This window comes from Janthinobacterium sp. J1-1, from assembly GCF_030944405.1.
In the GTDB taxonomy this organism is placed as follows: domain Bacteria; phylum Pseudomonadota; class Gammaproteobacteria; order Burkholderiales; family Burkholderiaceae_D; genus Janthinobacterium.
This window is the reverse complement of the sequence record NZ_CP132339.1, coordinates 192,634-206,845: the sequence shown is the minus strand read 5'-3', so window position 1 is coordinate 206,845 and position 14,212 is coordinate 192,634. Positions and strand designations below refer to the sequence as shown.

Annotated in this window: 12 protein-coding genes; 1 reads left to right on the top strand and 11 read right to left on the bottom strand. The window is 64.4% G+C overall.

Annotated elements, in window-relative coordinates; translation table 11 throughout:
• Position 1 precedes the first annotated feature (1 nt).
• The 11 genes from Q8L25_RS00875 to Q8L25_RS00825 all read right to left on the bottom strand — a co-directional run bounded on the left by Q8L25_RS00875 (position 2) and on the right by Q8L25_RS00825 (position 13,179).
• Positions 2 to 934, bottom strand: a complete 933-nt coding sequence (locus Q8L25_RS00875) for a glyoxylate/hydroxypyruvate reductase A (RefSeq protein ID WP_308923120.1) — start codon at positions 932 to 934, stop codon at positions 2 to 4.
• A gap of 8 nt (positions 935 to 942) precedes the next feature.
• Positions 943 to 2,955 carry an acetyl/propionyl/methylcrotonyl-CoA carboxylase subunit alpha gene (locus Q8L25_RS00870; RefSeq protein ID WP_308923119.1) on the bottom strand — a complete coding sequence of 671 codons (2,013 nt, stop codon included), beginning with the start codon at positions 2,953 to 2,955 and terminating at the stop codon, positions 943 to 945.
• A gap of 104 nt (positions 2,956 to 3,059) precedes the next feature.
• A complete protein-coding gene (bioB, locus tag Q8L25_RS00865) occupies positions 3,060 to 4,106 on the bottom strand; it encodes a biotin synthase BioB (protein WP_308923118.1) in 1,047 nt (348 codons plus the stop codon).
• Between the two features lie 25 nt (positions 4,107 to 4,131).
• Positions 4,132 to 4,941: a dethiobiotin synthase gene (gene bioD / locus Q8L25_RS00860; RefSeq protein WP_308923117.1), complete on the bottom strand. Its 810-nt coding sequence runs from the start codon at positions 4,939 to 4,941 to the stop codon at positions 4,132 to 4,134.
• Complete coding sequence (bioF, locus tag Q8L25_RS00855) at positions 4,931 to 6,127, bottom strand: 8-amino-7-oxononanoate synthase (protein WP_308923116.1); 1,197 nt, start codon at positions 6,125 to 6,127, stop codon at positions 4,931 to 4,933. The genes bioD and bioF overlap by 11 nt, the downstream gene beginning before the upstream one ends.
• Before the next feature lies 1 nt (position 6,128).
• Entirely contained in the window at positions 6,129 to 7,457 is a 1,329-nt protein-coding gene (gene bioA, locus Q8L25_RS00850) for an adenosylmethionine--8-amino-7-oxononanoate transaminase (RefSeq protein ID WP_308923115.1), read from the bottom strand.
• Positions 7,458 to 7,488: 31 nt separating this feature from the next.
• Positions 7,489 to 8,277, bottom strand: coding sequence for an enoyl-CoA hydratase/isomerase family protein (locus Q8L25_RS00845; RefSeq protein ID WP_308923114.1), 789 nt, complete (start codon positions 8,275 to 8,277; stop codon positions 7,489 to 7,491).
• A gap of 12 nt (positions 8,278 to 8,289) precedes the next feature.
• A complete protein-coding gene (locus Q8L25_RS00840; RefSeq protein ID WP_308923113.1) occupies positions 8,290 to 9,912 on the bottom strand; it encodes a carboxyl transferase domain-containing protein in 1,623 nt (540 codons plus the stop codon).
• A 40-nt stretch (positions 9,913 to 9,952) separates the two neighbouring features.
• The gene (locus Q8L25_RS00835; RefSeq protein ID WP_308923112.1) at positions 9,953 to 10,399 is read right to left on the bottom strand and encodes a YchJ family metal-binding protein; all 447 of its coding nucleotides are present in this window, start codon (positions 10,397 to 10,399) and stop codon (positions 9,953 to 9,955) included.
• A gap of 72 nt (positions 10,400 to 10,471) precedes the next feature.
• Positions 10,472 to 11,722, bottom strand: coding sequence for a D-amino acid dehydrogenase (locus Q8L25_RS00830; protein ID WP_308923111.1), 1,251 nt, complete (start codon positions 11,720 to 11,722; stop codon positions 10,472 to 10,474).
• Positions 11,723 to 11,853: 131 nt separating this feature from the next.
• Entirely contained in the window at positions 11,854 to 13,179 is a 1,326-nt protein-coding gene (locus Q8L25_RS00825) for a serine hydrolase domain-containing protein (protein ID WP_308923110.1), read from the bottom strand.
• A 239-nt stretch (positions 13,180 to 13,418) separates the two neighbouring features.
• Between Q8L25_RS00825 and Q8L25_RS00820 the strand changes: the two genes are divergently transcribed.
• Positions 13,419 to 14,159 (top strand): GntR family transcriptional regulator, encoded by a 741-nt coding sequence (locus Q8L25_RS00820; protein ID WP_308923109.1) that lies wholly within the window; start codon positions 13,419 to 13,421, stop codon positions 14,157 to 14,159.
• Positions 14,160 to 14,212: the final 53 nt, after the last annotated feature.

The window sequence follows — 14,212 nt, the reverse complement described above, 5'->3', positions numbered from 1 at the left end:
TTCAATATCCTTGCAAACGGTTGACGGTGCCGGCCACAGGCTCGCCAGCTTGCAGGCGGCGTATCTTGGCGGCGATCTGCGCCACGCTTTCGCGGCGCAGGGTATTGGCGGAGACATGCGGCGTGATGGTGATGCGCGGCTCCTGCCAGAACGGGTGCTGCTGCGGCAGCGGCTCGTTGCGGAACACGTCCAGCGTGGCGCCGGCGATATGGCCCGAACGGATCAGGCTCAAGAGGTCCGGTTCGGCCAGGTGCGCGCCGCGCGCGACGTTGATGACATAGGCGCCCGGCAGCAGCATGGACAGCCGCGCGCGGTCGAGCAGATTGTGCGTGTCTTGTGTCAGCGGCAGCAGGCAAATCAGCACGCGCGTGCCGCGCAGGAAGGCTTCCAGCCCCTCCTCGCCGGCAAAGCAGTCGACGCCATCGATGTGTTTCTGGCTGCGGCTCCAGCCGCGCAGGGGAAACTCGAACTGCGCCAGCGCGTCCAGCACGCGCGTGCCGAGCACCCCCAGGCCCAGCACGCCGACAGGGAAATCCACCTTGTCGAACGCGGGCAGCGGCTGCCAGATGCCGGCGCGCGCCTGCGCCTCGTAGTCGTCGAAACGGCGGAAGTGGCGCAGCACGGCGTGGCTCACATACTCGGCCATCTGCACGCCCATGCCGGCGTCGTCCAGGCGCACCAGCGGTACGTGGGCCGGCAGCGCCTCGCCGAATTTCAGCAGCGCATCGACGCCGGCGCCCAGATTGAAAATCGCCCTGACCTTGCCCAGGTCGCCCAGCATGGCGGCCGGTGGCCGGAAGACGGCGGCGTAATCACAGTCGGGTATGGACTCGCCCTCGCGCCAGGCGATCACCTCGGCTTCGGGCAGCTGTCCGGCAAATTCGCTGATCCACTCCGCTTCCTTGCCGTCCAGGCGTTGCAGCAGTATGCGCATGATGGCTCCTAGGCCGCGGCCTTGAAGGCCAGCAGTGGCGCGCCGTCGGCCACCTGGTCGCCGACCGCATACAGCACGTCCTCCACCAGGCCGTCATGCGGCGCGGCGATGGTGTGCTCCATCTTCATCGCTTCCATGATCACCAGCGGTTCTCCTTTTTTCACGTCCTGGCCTTTGTTCACCAGCACGGCCACCACCTTGCCGGGCATCGGCGCCGTCAGGCGGCCGCCTTCGGCTTCCGCTTCGCCCGCATGCGCCATCGGGTCGTTGTACTGCAGCGTGTAATGCGCGCCACCCGTAAATACGTGGAACTGCTCGCCGTCGCGGTGCACGGTGCCATGCACGGCGCGCTCGCCGAGTTTCACATGCAGTTCCTGGCCGTCGCGCGCGCTCAGGCGCAAGCGCTGGCCGTTGAACAGCCAGCCATCCGGCTGGTAGGCGATGCGCACCGCATAGGCCTTGCTCTCGCCAGCGATCGCGAATTCATCGGCAAACGACAAGCTGCGTCCCAGGGTGCTGTTCAAGCGCCAGCCCAGCGCATCGCCCCACGGGCCGCTGCCATGGCTGGCGGCCGCTTCCTGCGTCAGCAGCGCCACCGCCGCCAGTGCCAGCGCCGTGTCGGGCGCTGCCTGCAGGGCCGGGAACAGCGCTTCCTGGTTGCGCTCGATCAGGCCCGTATCGAGATCTGCAGTGCTGAACGCCTCACCTTCGACCAGGCGTTTCAGGAAGGCGATATTGCTGGCCAGGCCGACGATCTGGTATTCGGACAGCGCCTGCGCCATGCGTGCCAGCGCCTCGCGGCGGTCCGCACCCCAGACGATCAGCTTGGCGATCATCGGGTCGTAGAACGGCGAAATCGCATCGCCCTCGCGCACGCCCGAATCGATACGCACGCCGGCCGGCACGCTTGTGCCACCGAGCTCGAACGTCACCGCCGCAGGTGCGCGCATATGGCGCAAGGTGCCGATCGACGGCAGAAAACCCTTCTCCGGATTTTCCGCATAAATGCGCGCCTCGATGGCGTGGCCGTGGATGGTCAATTCGCCTTGCGTTTTCGGCAGCGGCTCGCCAAAGGCGACGCGCAACTGCCACTCCACCAGGTCGGTGCCGGTGATCATTTCGGTCACCGGATGCTCGACCTGCAGGCGCGTGTTCATCTCCATGAAGTAGAACGAGCCGTCCTGGTTGGCGATGAATTCCACCGTGCCGGCGCCCACATAACCGACGGCTTTTGCCGCCGCCACGGCCGCTTCGCCCATGGCGGCGCGGCGTTCCAGCGGCATGCCCGGCGCCGGTGCTTCTTCCAGCACCTTTTGATGGCGGCGCTGCACCGAGCAGTCGCGCTCGAACAGATAGATGCAATTGCCCAGGGTATCGGCAAACACCTGGATCTCGATATGGCGCGGGCGCGACAGGTATTTTTCGGCCAGCACCTTGTCGTCGCCGAAAGAGCTGATCGCTTCGCGCTTGCACGAGGCCAGCGCGGCCTTGAAGTCATTCGAACTGTCGATCACGCGCATGCCCTTGCCGCCGCCGCCGGCCGAAGCCTTCAGCAGCACCGGGTAGCCGATCTGGTCGGCCTGCGCGTGCAAAAAGTCCGCATCCTGTTCCTCGCCGTGGTAGCCGGGCACCAGCGGCACGTTGGCCTTTTCCATCAGCGACTTGGCCGCCGATTTCGACCCCATGGCGCGCATGGCCGACGCCGGCGGGCCGATAAATACCAGGCCGGCCGCTGCGCAGGCATCGGCAAAGTCGGCGTTTTCGGACAAAAAGCCGTAGCCAGGATGGATCGCCTGCGCGCCGGTGGCCAGCGCCACGGCGATGATCTTGTCGCCGCACAGATAGCTTTCCTTGGCCGGCGCGGGGCCGATCAATACGGCTTCGTCGCACACGGCCACGTGTTTGGCATTGGCGTCCGCTTCGGAATACACGGCGACCGTCTTGACGCCCATGCGGCGCGCGGTAGCGGCCACACGGCAAGCGATTTCGCCACGGTTGGCGATCAGGATTTTGGTGAACATGGTCTCTCTCTTTGCAGCTCGTGGCTGGAAGTTTTTTTATTCGGGGTCAGACCCGGTGGGTCTGACCCCAGCCTTCTTTTGTGAAACCTGCTGCTATTGCTGTATCAGCAGCCGCACTTCTCTTTCTGCACCGATTCGAGCATCGCACCGCGCGTCTGCAGGCCCAGTTTATTGAGCAGCGTGCGGTCGTCTTCCGCTTCCGGGTTGTCGGTGGTGAGCAGCTTGTCGCCGTAGAAGATCGAATTGGCGCCGGCCAGGAAGCACATGGCTTGCACGGCTTCGCCCATCTGGCGGCGGCCGGCCGACAGGCGCACGCGCGCTTTCGGCATGGTGATGCGGGCCACCGCGATGGTGCGCACGAATTCGAACGGGTCCAGCGCTTCCAGGCCAAACAACGGCGTGCCTTCCACCTGCACCAGGTGGTTGACGGGCACCGATTCCGGATACGGATTCAGGTTGGCCAGCTGGGCGATCAGGCCGGCGCGCTGCAGGCGCGTCTCGCCCATGCCGACGATGCCGCCGCAGCATACTTTCAGGCCCGCTTCGCGCACGCGGCCCAGGGTGTCCAGGCGGTCCTGGTATTCGCGGGTCGAGATCACGTTGTCGTAGAACTCGGGCGCGGTGTCCAGGTTATGGTTGTAGAAATCGAGGCCGGCGTTTTTCAGGCGGTCGGCCTGGCCTTCTTCCAGCATGCCCAGGGTGGCGCAGGTTTCCAGGCCCAGGGCCTTGACCTTGCTGACCATTTCCTCGACCTTTTCCATGTCGCGATCCTTCGGGCCGCGCCAGGCGGCGCCCATGCAAAAACGCGTGGCGCCATTGGCCTTGGCCTGGCGCGCGGCGTCCAGTACGGTGTCGATATCGAGGATTTTTTTCGCTTCCACGCCCGTGTCGTAGCGGGCCGCCTGCGGGCAGTAGCCGCAGTCTTCCTCGCAGCCGCCGGTCTTGATCGACAACAGGGTCGCCAGTTCCACGTCGCCGTCCGGGAAGTTGACGCGGTGGGTTTGCTGGGCCTTGAACATCAGGTCGTTGAACGGCAGGTCGAACAGGGCCAGCACGTCGGCGACGGGCCAGGTGGCCGCTTCCGGCACGGTAATGCGCGCAGTCGGGCGGTGCAGTTCGACGGTTTTTGCTGCTTCTTGGATGAATGACATCGTGATTCCTTGGTTTTCAGTTGCTTCAATTGTTGGGGTGTTGCGCCGGCCAGTTCGGCAGGCCGGTAAAATCGAGATACGACGCCGCTTCCGCGGCGCTCGCCTGCGCCATGCGCGGCACCTTGCCCAGCAGCGGCGCCGGGATGCGCTCGATCAGCGCATCGATATTTTCGTCGATAAAGCGCATTTCCACTTCGAGCGTATTGGCGACCCAGCCGATCACGGTCAAGCCGCGCGCTTCGATCGCTTCGAGCGTCAGCAAGGCCTGGTTGATGCAGCCGAGGCGCATGCCGACCACCAGGATCACCGGCAGGTCCAGCTGCTGCGCCAGGTCGGCCGTGTCAAAAGTGGCAGACAAGGGCACGCGAAAGCCGCCCACGCCCTCGACCACCACCGCATCCGAGGCGGCCGCCACTTCCAGGTAGGCGGCCAGGATCGGCACCGATTCAATGGTGACGCCTTCGAGCGCGGCGGCGATATGCGGCGCGGCCGGTTCCCTGAACATGTAGGGCGTGGTCAGATTGCGCAGCAGCGTGACGTTGCCGGCCGCCTTCAAGCTGTCGGCGTCTTCATTATGCAGCTCGCCATCGCGCAGCTCCGCGCCGGCCGCCACCGGCTTCATGCCGCAGGCGCGCACGCCCCGTTGCACCAGCGCGTGCAGCAGCGCCGAAGACGTCAGCGTCTTGCCGATTTCCGTGTCGGTGCCGGTGACAAAACAGGCAAAGCGCGATGGCAGGCTGGCTGCCACGGGTGCCGGTTCCAGGGCTGTTTCCAGCACCGGTTCCAGTTCATTGACTTCGGCCGTACCGATGACGATGGGATCATCAAGACTCATGGCGCGTCCTTTCCAGGTTATTCACTGCATTGATCAAGAGTGCCACTTCCTGCTCCGTGTGGCCGGCCGACAGCGTGACGCGCAGGCGCGCCGTGCCGAGTGGTACGGTCGGTGGACGGATCGCACCCACCCACAGGCCCTGCGCATACAGGCTGGCCGCGATGTCCATCATTGCGGCATTCTCGCCGATGATCACGGGCTGGATCGCGGTGCTGGACGCCAGCGGCTGCCAGTGGCGCAATTGCAGGCCGGCATTCCATTGTGCCACCAGCGCGGCCAGGTGCGCGCGGCGCTGCCGGCCTTCTTCGCCGGCGATGATGTCCAGACTGGCCAGCAGCGCATGGGCCATCGCGGGCGGTGCGGCGGTGGTAAAGATATACGGGCGCGCCTTCTGGATCAGCGTTTCGATCACGGCTTCATGCGCGGCCACGAAAGCGCCGCCGACGCCGGCCGACTTGCCCAGCGTGCCCACATACACCAGGTTGGGCGAATGCAGGTCAAAATGTTCGAGCGCGCCGCGGCCGTTGTCGCCCAGCGCGCCGAAGCCGTGCGCATCGTCGACCACCAGCCAGGCGCCGTATTGCTCGCACAGGGCCAGCAGCGCGGGCAAGGGCGCCATGTCGCCGTCCATGCTGAAGACGCTGTCGGTGACGACGATTTTTGTGGCCGCCTGGCTGGCGGCCAGCAAAGCCTTCAGCGCATCGAGATCGGCATGCGGATAGACGCGTGTGGCCACGCGCGCCAGGCGCGTCCCGTCGATCAGCGAAGCGTGATTGAGCGCTTCGGAAAAAATCTCGGTATCCTTGTCGCCCACCGCCAGGCCGGTCAACACGGCCAGGTTGGCCATATAGCCGGTGCAGAAATACAGCGCGCGAGGGCTTTCCAGGTTGGCGCCGACAAACTCGGCCAGCCGCTCTTCCAGCAGCGCATGGGCACGGCTGTGGCCGCTGATCAGGTGCGACGCGCCGCTGCCGGCGCCATACCGGTCGGCGCCGTCCTTGAGCGCATCCACGATGCGCGGATGCGAGGCCAGGCCCAGGTAATCATTGCTGCAAAAGGCCAGCATCTCGCGGCCATCGACCGTGATGCGCGGCGCGCAGGGGGTCTCGACCGTGCGGCGCCGGCGTATCAGGCTGCGTTCTTCCAGTGTGCTTAACTGCTGCTGCAGTCGCGTGATCAGTTCCATGTCACGCTCCCATCACGTGATTGAACACGGCCAGCATCTGCGTGCCCAGGCCGGCGATCTGTTCGTCGTCGAGGATATACGGCGGCATCAGGTAGACGGTGGAGCCGATCGGGCGCATCAGGAGTTCATGTTCGAGCGCGGTGCTGAAAAAGCGGCGTGAAAAATCAGGCGTGGCGTCCACCGCATCGAAGGCCCAGATCATGCCCTGCTGCCGGAAGTGTTTTACCTTGCCATGCTGGGCCAGCGGCATGAGTGCCTGCGTGATCTTGTCGGCGCGCATGCGGTTGGTGGCCAGCACATCGTCTTCCTCGAAGATGGCCAGGGTCGCCAGCGCGGCGCGGCAGGCCAGCGGATTGCCAGTGTACGAATGCGAATGCAGAAAGCCGCGGCGCACGTCGGTGCTGTAGAAGGCCTGGTAGATCTCTTCGCGCGTCATTACCAGCGACAGGGGCAGATAACCGCCGCTGATGCCTTTCGACAGGCACACGAAATCGGGCCAGATGGCCGCCTGTTCGCAGGCGAAGAAGGTACCGGTACGGCCGCAGCCGACGGCGATTTCGTCGAGGATCAGGTGTACCTGATGGCGGTCGCACAACTCACGCACCAGCGACAGGTACAGCGGATCGTGCATCGCCATGCCGGTCGCGCACTGCACCAGCGGTTCGATGATGATGGCGGCGATCTTGTCGGCCTTTTGCTGGAACAGGCTTTCCACTTCGGCCGCCGCGCGGCGCGCCACATCTGCGGCGGTTTCGCCCTCGCCTGCCTGGCGGAAGTCCGGCGACATGACCGTCTGCGTGGCGCGCAGCAGCGGGCCGTAGGCATCCTTGAACAGGGCCACATCGGTGACGGCCAGCGCGCCGATGGTCTCGCCGTGGTAGCTGCCTTTTAAACAGACGAATTCCTGCTTGTCACTCTTGCCGCTGTTGCGCCAGGCATGAAAACTCATTTTCAGCGCGATTTCCACGGCCGAGGCGCCATCGGACGCATAGAAGCTGTGACCGAGCACGCCGTGGGTCAATGCCGACAGTTTTTCCGACAGCTCGATCACCGGCTCGTGGGTAAAACCGGCCAGCATGGCGTGTTCCAGCCGGTCCAATTGATCCTTCAGTTCCGCGTTGATGCGCGGGTTGGCATGGCCGAACAGGTTCACCCACCAGGAGCTGATGGCGTCCAGGTAGCGCCGGCCGTCGTGGTCGTACAGCCAGGCGCCGCGGCCATGGCTGACGGGAATGAGTGGCACACTTTCATGGTGCTGCATCTGCGTGCACGGATGCCACACGCTGCGCAGGCTGCGCTCAACCCATGCCGATTGTTTTTCTGATTTCAAAACTGCTCCAATGATTTTCTTAGTCCATGCGCTAGCCCATGAGCCAACCCGGCTTGCGCTTGTCCAGGAATGATTGCACGCCTTCGCGCCCCTGTTCCGAGGCGCGGATCTGCGCGATGCGTTCGGCGGTGTCCAGCAGCAGCGCGTCGGTCACCGGCTGGCCGGCGATCTCGCGCACCAGCGTTTTCGCTTGCGCCACCGCGTGCGGGCTGTTGCCGGTCAGTGCTTTCAGCACCTCGGCGGTTTTCGCATCGAGCGCATCGGCAGCGACTACCTCGTGGGCAAAGCCGATGCGCAGCGCTTCGTGGGCGGAGAATCGCTCGGCGGAGATAAAGTAGCGGCGCGCCGCCTGTTCGCCCATGGCCTTGATGACATACGGTGAAATGGTGGCCGGGATCAAGCCCAGCCGCACTTCGCTCAGGCAGAATTGCACGTCTTCCGCAGACAGGATGATATCGCATGCGGCCACCAGGCCCATGCCGCCGGCATAACAGTCGCCCTGGACCTTGGCCACCACCGGTTTCGGGCACTCGTAAATCGTGCGCAGCATCTGCGCCAGCTGCAGCGCGTCGGCCTGGTTTTCGGCATGCGTGTAGCCGGCCATCTTCTTCATCCAGTGCAGGTCCGCGCCGGCGCAAAACGCGGGTCCATTCGCGGCCAGCACGATGGCGCGCACCATGTCGCTGCGGCCCAGGCCCTCGAAGGCGCGCGCCAGTTCGGCGATCGTCGTCTCGTTGAAGGCGTTGCGCACGTCGGGGCGGTTCAGGGTCACGGTGGCGACATTGCCTTCGATGACCAGTTTCAGGGTTTCAAATTCCATGGTTGTTCTCCCTTACATCCGGAATACGCCGAACTTCGTCTCGGGTATCTCTGCGTTGAGCGCGGCCGACAGGCCCAGGCCCAGCACCATGCGGGTGTCGGCCGGGTCGATCACGCCATCGTCCCACAGGCGCGCGGTGGCGTAGTAGGGGTGGCCCTGGTGTTCGTATTGATCCTTGATCGGCTGCTTGAAGGCCGCTTCCTCGTCCGCGCTCCAGGCGCCGCCCTTGCCCTCGATGCCGTCGCGCTTGACGGTTGCCAGCACCGACGCGGCCTGGTCGCCGCCCATCACGGAAATGCGCGCATTGGGCCACATCCACAGGAAGCGCGGCGAGAATGCGCGGCCGCACATGCCGTAATTGCCGGCGCCAAAACTGCCGCCGATAATCACCGTGAACTTCGGCACGGCGGCGGTCGCCACGGCGGTCACCATCTTGGCGCCATTGCGGGCGATGCCCTCGTTTTCGTATTTGCGCCCGACCATGAAGCCGGTGATATTTTGCAAAAACACCAGCGGAATCTTGCGCTGGCAGCACAGCTCGATGAAGTGCGTGCCCTTCAGCGCCGACTCGGAAAACAGGATGCCGTTGTTGGCGATGATGCCGACCTGGATGCCATGGATATGCGCAAAACCGCAGATCAGCGTGGTGCCGTAGCGGGCCTTGAATTCGTCAAAAGCGCTGGCGTCGACGATGCGGGCGATCACTTCGCGTACATCGAAGGGCTTGCGCGTATCGACGGGAATCACGCCATACAGTTCCTGCGGCGGATAGTGCGGCTCGATCGACTCGCGCAGCGCCATCTGCTGCGATTTCTTGCGGTTCAGGTTGGAGACGATGGTGCGCGCCAGCGACAGCGCATGCAGATCGTTCTGCGCCAGGTGGTCGACCACGCCGGACAAGCGCGTATGCACGTCGCCGCCGCCCAGGTCTTCGGCCGTCACCACTTCGCCGGTGGCCGCTTTCACCAGCGGCGGGCCGCCGAGGAAAATCGTGCCCTGCTCCTTGACGATGATCGATTCGTCGCTCATGGCCGGCACATAGGCGCCGCCGGCCGTGCAAGAGCCCATCACCACGGCGATCTGCGGGATGCCCTTGGCCGACAGGTTGGCCTGGTTGTAGAAGATGCGGCCGAAATGGTCGCGGTCGGGGAACACGTCGTCCTGGTTCGGCAGGTTGGCGCCGCCCGAGTCGACCAGATAGATGCAGGGCAGGTTGTTCTGGTCGGCGATTTCCTGGGCGCGCAGATGTTTTTTCACCGTCATCGGGTAATAGGTGCCGCCCTTGACGGTGGCGTCATTGCAGACGATCACGCATTCCTGGCCCGAGACCCGGCCAATGCCGGTGATGATGCCGGCGGCGGGCGCCGCATCGACGCCATTGGCGTCCTGGTACATGGCGTAGGCCGCCATCTGGGAAAACTCGAGGAAGGGCGTGCCGGGATCGAGCAACATCTGCACGCGGTCGCGCGGCAGCAGTTTGCCGCGCGCCAGGTGCTTGGCGGCAGCGGCTTCCCCGCCACCGGCCGCGATGCGCTCTACCTTGTCGCGCAAATCGTCGACGATGGCCTGCATGGCGGCCACATTGGCCTTGAAATCGTCGCTGCGCGGATTGAGTTTGCTTTCGATGTGCGGCATTGCTGTTCCTTTTTATTATCGCCCGGTCTCTCGGGTCGCGCTATTCGGGAAAACTGCCGTCGAGATACAACCAGCGCACGGTGCCGCCAGTGTCCGCTTCGCGCACGAAGCGGCTCACTTCATGCAGGCGGTGGGCGCGGCCCTTGACCTTGTAGCGGGCCACGAATTCGACGGTATCGCGGTGGATCTCTTCGGCCTGATCGGCAGATTCTGCTTTACGTTGACGTAAACGTAAAGCAGATTTTACCTCAAGTCCCAGCCACTGGACTTTTTCTTCTTCGGCGAATAAAGCATCGCTCGGGCAGGTGCTGGCATGCCAGGTGGCGCGCAAATATGGCTCGTCGCGCAGGGTAAATGCCGTGTAGCGCGAGCGCATCAATGTTTCGGCCGTGGGCGGCAAGGCGCTGCCCGCAATATACGGGCCGCAGCAAGTGGCATAGGCGCCGCCGCCGCAGGGGCAGGCGGTGGGAAGAGACGAGTTGGACATGCGATAGGCGGCAAGAGCGGAAAGTTCCGCAATTATCCGCCATAAGGGAAAGGCGCGTGCTGCGCTTCGGCACTAGGCCTTGGGCTGCAGGAAGTCCAGCGCAAACGGTGGCGCCTTGCCGGCCATCAGGTCGGCCAGGATGCGCGCCGTGCCGGCCGCAAAGGTAAAGCCCAATGGGCCGTGGCCCACGTTCAGCCACAGGTTCGGGTATTTGCTGGCGCCGACCAGCGGCGCGCTGTTCGGCGTGGCCGGCCGCAAGCCGGCCCAGGCCGTGGCCGACTCGTAGTCGGCCGCCTGCGGCATCGCTTCGCGCGCCAGCCGCTTCAGGCCGGCAATGCGGGCTGGCGTGATGCTGGTATCGGCGCCCACCATGTCGACCATGGCCGCCACGCGCAACGCCCCTCCGATGCGCGCATACAGTACCTTGCGCTCGAAGTCCGTGATGCTGATTGCGGGCGCCAGATCCTGCGCGCGGATGGTCGCCGTCAGGCTGTAGCCTTTCAATGGGTACAGCGGCAGATAGATGCCGGCCGTGGCGGCCAGGTCGCGGCTCTGGATGCCGGCCGCCAGCACGTACTGGTCGGCGTCCAGCAGGCCCAGGCTGGTCTCGACGCCCGTCACCTTGCCATTGCGCAGCACCAATTTGTGGGCTTCGCCCTTGAGCAGCAGCGCGCAATTCGGGTGTTGCCGCAGCCGCGCTTCCAGCGCCAGGCAAAACGCGTGGCAGTCGGCCACCGCTTCGCCTTCGGTAAAGATGGCGCCAGCGAGCGACTTTTGCAGCGCCGCCAGGGCCGGCTCGCGCTGCACGGCCTGTTCCGGCGTCAATACCAGGCGCGCCTCTTCCGATTCGGGGCGGGCTACGGCGCGCTGGAAAATGGAGGGTGAACGGTAGACGATGAGTTTGCCCGCATCGCGCCAGGCATAGGCTTCGGGCGGCACCGCCCATTCCAGCTGGGCCATGCCGGCGCGGCTCAGTTCGCCCAGTTCCAGCAGCTTGGCGGTGGTGCGGGCATTGCTGGCGGCATTGCAGTTGCGCAAAAAACTGGCCATCCAGCGCCACTGGCGCCAGTCCGCTTCCGGGCGGAAGCGCAGCGGTCCATCTTTCTGCAGCAGCCACTGCAGCGCTTTCAGGGGGACACCGGCGTCCGCCAGCGGCGCCACGTAGCGATAGCTGAGCTGGCCGCCATTGCGGTAGCTGGCGGCGGTGCCGACCTGTGCGTTGCGTTCCAGCACCGTGACTTTGTAGCCGGCCTCGGCCAGCCACCAGGCCGACGTCAGGCCGACGACGCCGCCACCGATAATGATGACTTGTTGTTGCTGCATGCTGCCTCGCTGCGTAGGTACTCCCATGGCACGGGAGCATTCGGTGAGAGCTTAGAGGGTGCGTACGGGGCGGGCCAATGAAACATCATGGTGCAGCCATAACTTACAGGAATGCACTAATTTGGTGCGCATTAGTCAAGATTGACAATGGCGCCATGGTAGAGCGCGTCGAGCACCGCCTCTTCCGGCCGTGACAGCGCGGTATGCGGGCCGCGCTGCTGGTCCGGATCGCTGCCGGTGCCGCCGATCAGGTAAATCATGCCGTTCCTGTTGGCAAAGTCGAGCACGAAGGCGGACCGCAAGCCATAGGCGTCGCCGAGGTGGCCGGCGGCGGAAAAGCGCGCCTCTGCCACCAGCCCGTTGCCGCGTGCGCCATCCGCATCGAACTGCTGGTTACCCAGGCCCCAGGCACGGAACAGTCCTTGATCGCTGTCGCCATTGCCGCCGTCCGCCGCCAGTTGCCATTGCTTTGTAAACATCAGTGCGATGCTGGCCGGCTGCAATAGTTGCTGGCCCCGATAGCGTCCGCCGGCCAGCAGCATCTGCATGACCTTGCCCATGTCCGCCGCCGAGATGCGCAGGCCGCCGGTGGGGCTGAAGAGTGTGGCATTGCTGCCGATCACATAGTTGTCGAGTCCGGCCGGCTGTACGGGTGCCTGTACATGGACATCATCGGCCTGTGCGATCCACGGGCCGTCCGGGTTCCACGTTTCGCTGTCGGCTGGCCGCTTGCGGTACAGCGTGGCCATGTCGTTCAGTTCGCCCGGAGAGAATTCTGCCGGGTTATAGCCGCCGCGCAAGCCCATCGGCGCCAGCAGCAAACGCCGCATCAGGCGGTCGAAGCGTTCGCCCGTGACCTTTTCCATCACCGTGCCGATCACGCCCCAGTTCAGGTTGGCGTAGCTGAAATAGCGGCCCGGTGCGGCGTTGTTCGCCCACATGGCATCGCCGCCGGCCGTAAAGACATCGCGCAGGCTGCGTTCGGCGCCCCAGGAATAGCCAGCCGCATCGCGCAGCGACGAGGTATGGCTGAGCAGGCTGCGCAGGGTAATCGCCTGTGTGGGAAAGTACGGGTTGCGCAGGGAAAAGCCCAGGTAGATGCCGACGTCCTGGTCCAGCTGTAATTTATTCTGTTCCACCAGCCGCATCAGTGCCAGCGTGGTCATCATTTTCGAGACCGAGGCGATGCGAAACAGGGTGTCCGCAGTGACGGGCAGGCTTTGCCCTCCTTGCGCCGGCAGATAACGGTCGCCGAATTGCTGCTGGTACACAGGCTGGCCACGGCGTATCGCCAGCACCGACAGGCTGGCCAAGGGCTGGCGCACGTCGCCGACGATGGCCGCCAGCTGATTGTCGAGTTTGACCTTGCCCACTTCGCCTGCCGCCGCCATTGCCGTGCTACCGAGCAGCAATCCGCCCATCCAGCCGCCGAGCCACCGCAGCATCGTCTGATTCATGTGGTTTTCCTTGAATACGCTTGCCATGATGGGCCAGCATAGGGGGCGCCGCAGGGCGGCGCCAATGAAAATTGCTTATTTATCTATAATTTCAAGTTATGCCTCAAGCGAATTATTCGAAAAAACCAGTGTTTTAAAAGCGTATAACCGTTATTTATGCCTGTTTTCCATTTATTCATGGGCGGCGCGCCACGCGCAAGCGCCATCGCCATTACACTAGGCAGACTAGGAGAACGGTAATGAGCCAGACCAGCATGGAACTCAAGGTCGATTTAAATGACAATTCGCCGTTGTATATGCAGATCGCCCGCAAGCTGGGCGATGACGTACGCAATGGCCGCTACCAGGTAGACCAGGCCCTGCCGTCCGAACGCACGCTGTCGGAATTGCTCGACGTTTCGCGCGTCACCGCGCGCAAGGCCATCGACCAGCTGGTCGAGCAGGGCCTGGTCGTGCGCCGCCGCGGTTCGGGCAACTATATCGCGCCGCGCATCGAGCAGCCGCTGTCGAACCTGTCGAGCTTTTCGGAACAATTGCAGCAACGCGGTTACCGGGCCGGCTCGCGCTGGCTCAAGCGCGACGTGGTGATCGCCAGCAGCGAGGAACAGCTGAGCCTGGGCCTGGCGCAAAACACCAAGGTGGCGCGCCTGGAGCGCCTGCGCCTGGCCGACGACGTGGTGATGGCCTATGAGGTCAGCGTGCTGCCCTTCAGCGTGGTGCCGGACCCGGCCGCCGTGGGCGACTCGCTGTACGCCTACCTGGCCCAGATCAAGAAGTCGCCCGTGCGCGCGCTGCAGCATATCCGCGCCATGAACGCCACCGGCGTGCTGGCCGGGCAGCTGGGCGTGCCGGACGGCCAGGCCGTGCTGTTCATTACCCGCCTCGCCTACCTGGAGTCGGGTGTCGCGGTGGAACTCACGCATTCGTATTGCCGCAGTGACCATTACGACTTCGTGGCCGAGATGCGCCGCGCCCCATAAGCTCCCGTTATGCTTGTTCGCCATCCTTTCATGGCTGGCTGTGCTCGTTGGTA

What these genes read in the sequence shown, in the direction of transcription:
- Q8L25_RS00875 (WP_308923120.1), bottom strand. Translation starts at nt 934, where the DNA reads ATGCGCATACTGCTGCAACGCCTGGACGGCAAGGAAGCGGAGTGGATC.
- Q8L25_RS00870 (WP_308923119.1), bottom strand. Translation starts at nt 2,955, where the DNA reads ATGTTCACCAAAATCCTGATCGCCAACCGTGGCGAAATCGCTTGCCGT.
- bioB (WP_308923118.1), bottom strand. Translation starts at nt 4,106, where the DNA reads ATGTCATTCATCCAAGAAGCAGCAAAAACCGTCGAACTGCACCGCCCG.
- bioD (WP_308923117.1), bottom strand. Translation starts at nt 4,941, where the DNA reads ATGAGTCTTGATGATCCCATCGTCATCGGTACGGCCGAAGTCAATGAA.
- bioF (WP_308923116.1), bottom strand. Translation starts at nt 6,127, where the DNA reads ATGGAACTGATCACGCGACTGCAGCAGCAGTTAAGCACACTGGAAGAA.
- Q8L25_RS00845 (WP_308923114.1), bottom strand. Translation starts at nt 8,277, where the DNA reads ATGGAATTTGAAACCCTGAAACTGGTCATCGAAGGCAATGTCGCCACC.
- Q8L25_RS00840 (WP_308923113.1), bottom strand. Translation starts at nt 9,912, where the DNA reads ATGCCGCACATCGAAAGCAAACTCAATCCGCGCAGCGACGATTTCAAG.
- Q8L25_RS00835 (WP_308923112.1), bottom strand. Translation starts at nt 10,399, where the DNA reads ATGTCCAACTCGTCTCTTCCCACCGCCTGCCCCTGCGGCGGCGGCGCC.
- Q8L25_RS00830 (WP_308923111.1), bottom strand. Translation starts at nt 11,722, where the DNA reads ATGCAGCAACAACAAGTCATCATTATCGGTGGCGGCGTCGTCGGCCTG.
- Q8L25_RS00825 (WP_308923110.1), bottom strand. Translation starts at nt 13,179, where the DNA reads ATGAATCAGACGATGCTGCGGTGGCTCGGCGGCTGGATGGGCGGATTG.
- Q8L25_RS00820 (WP_308923109.1), top strand. Translation starts at nt 13,419, where the DNA reads ATGAGCCAGACCAGCATGGAACTCAAGGTCGATTTAAATGACAATTCG.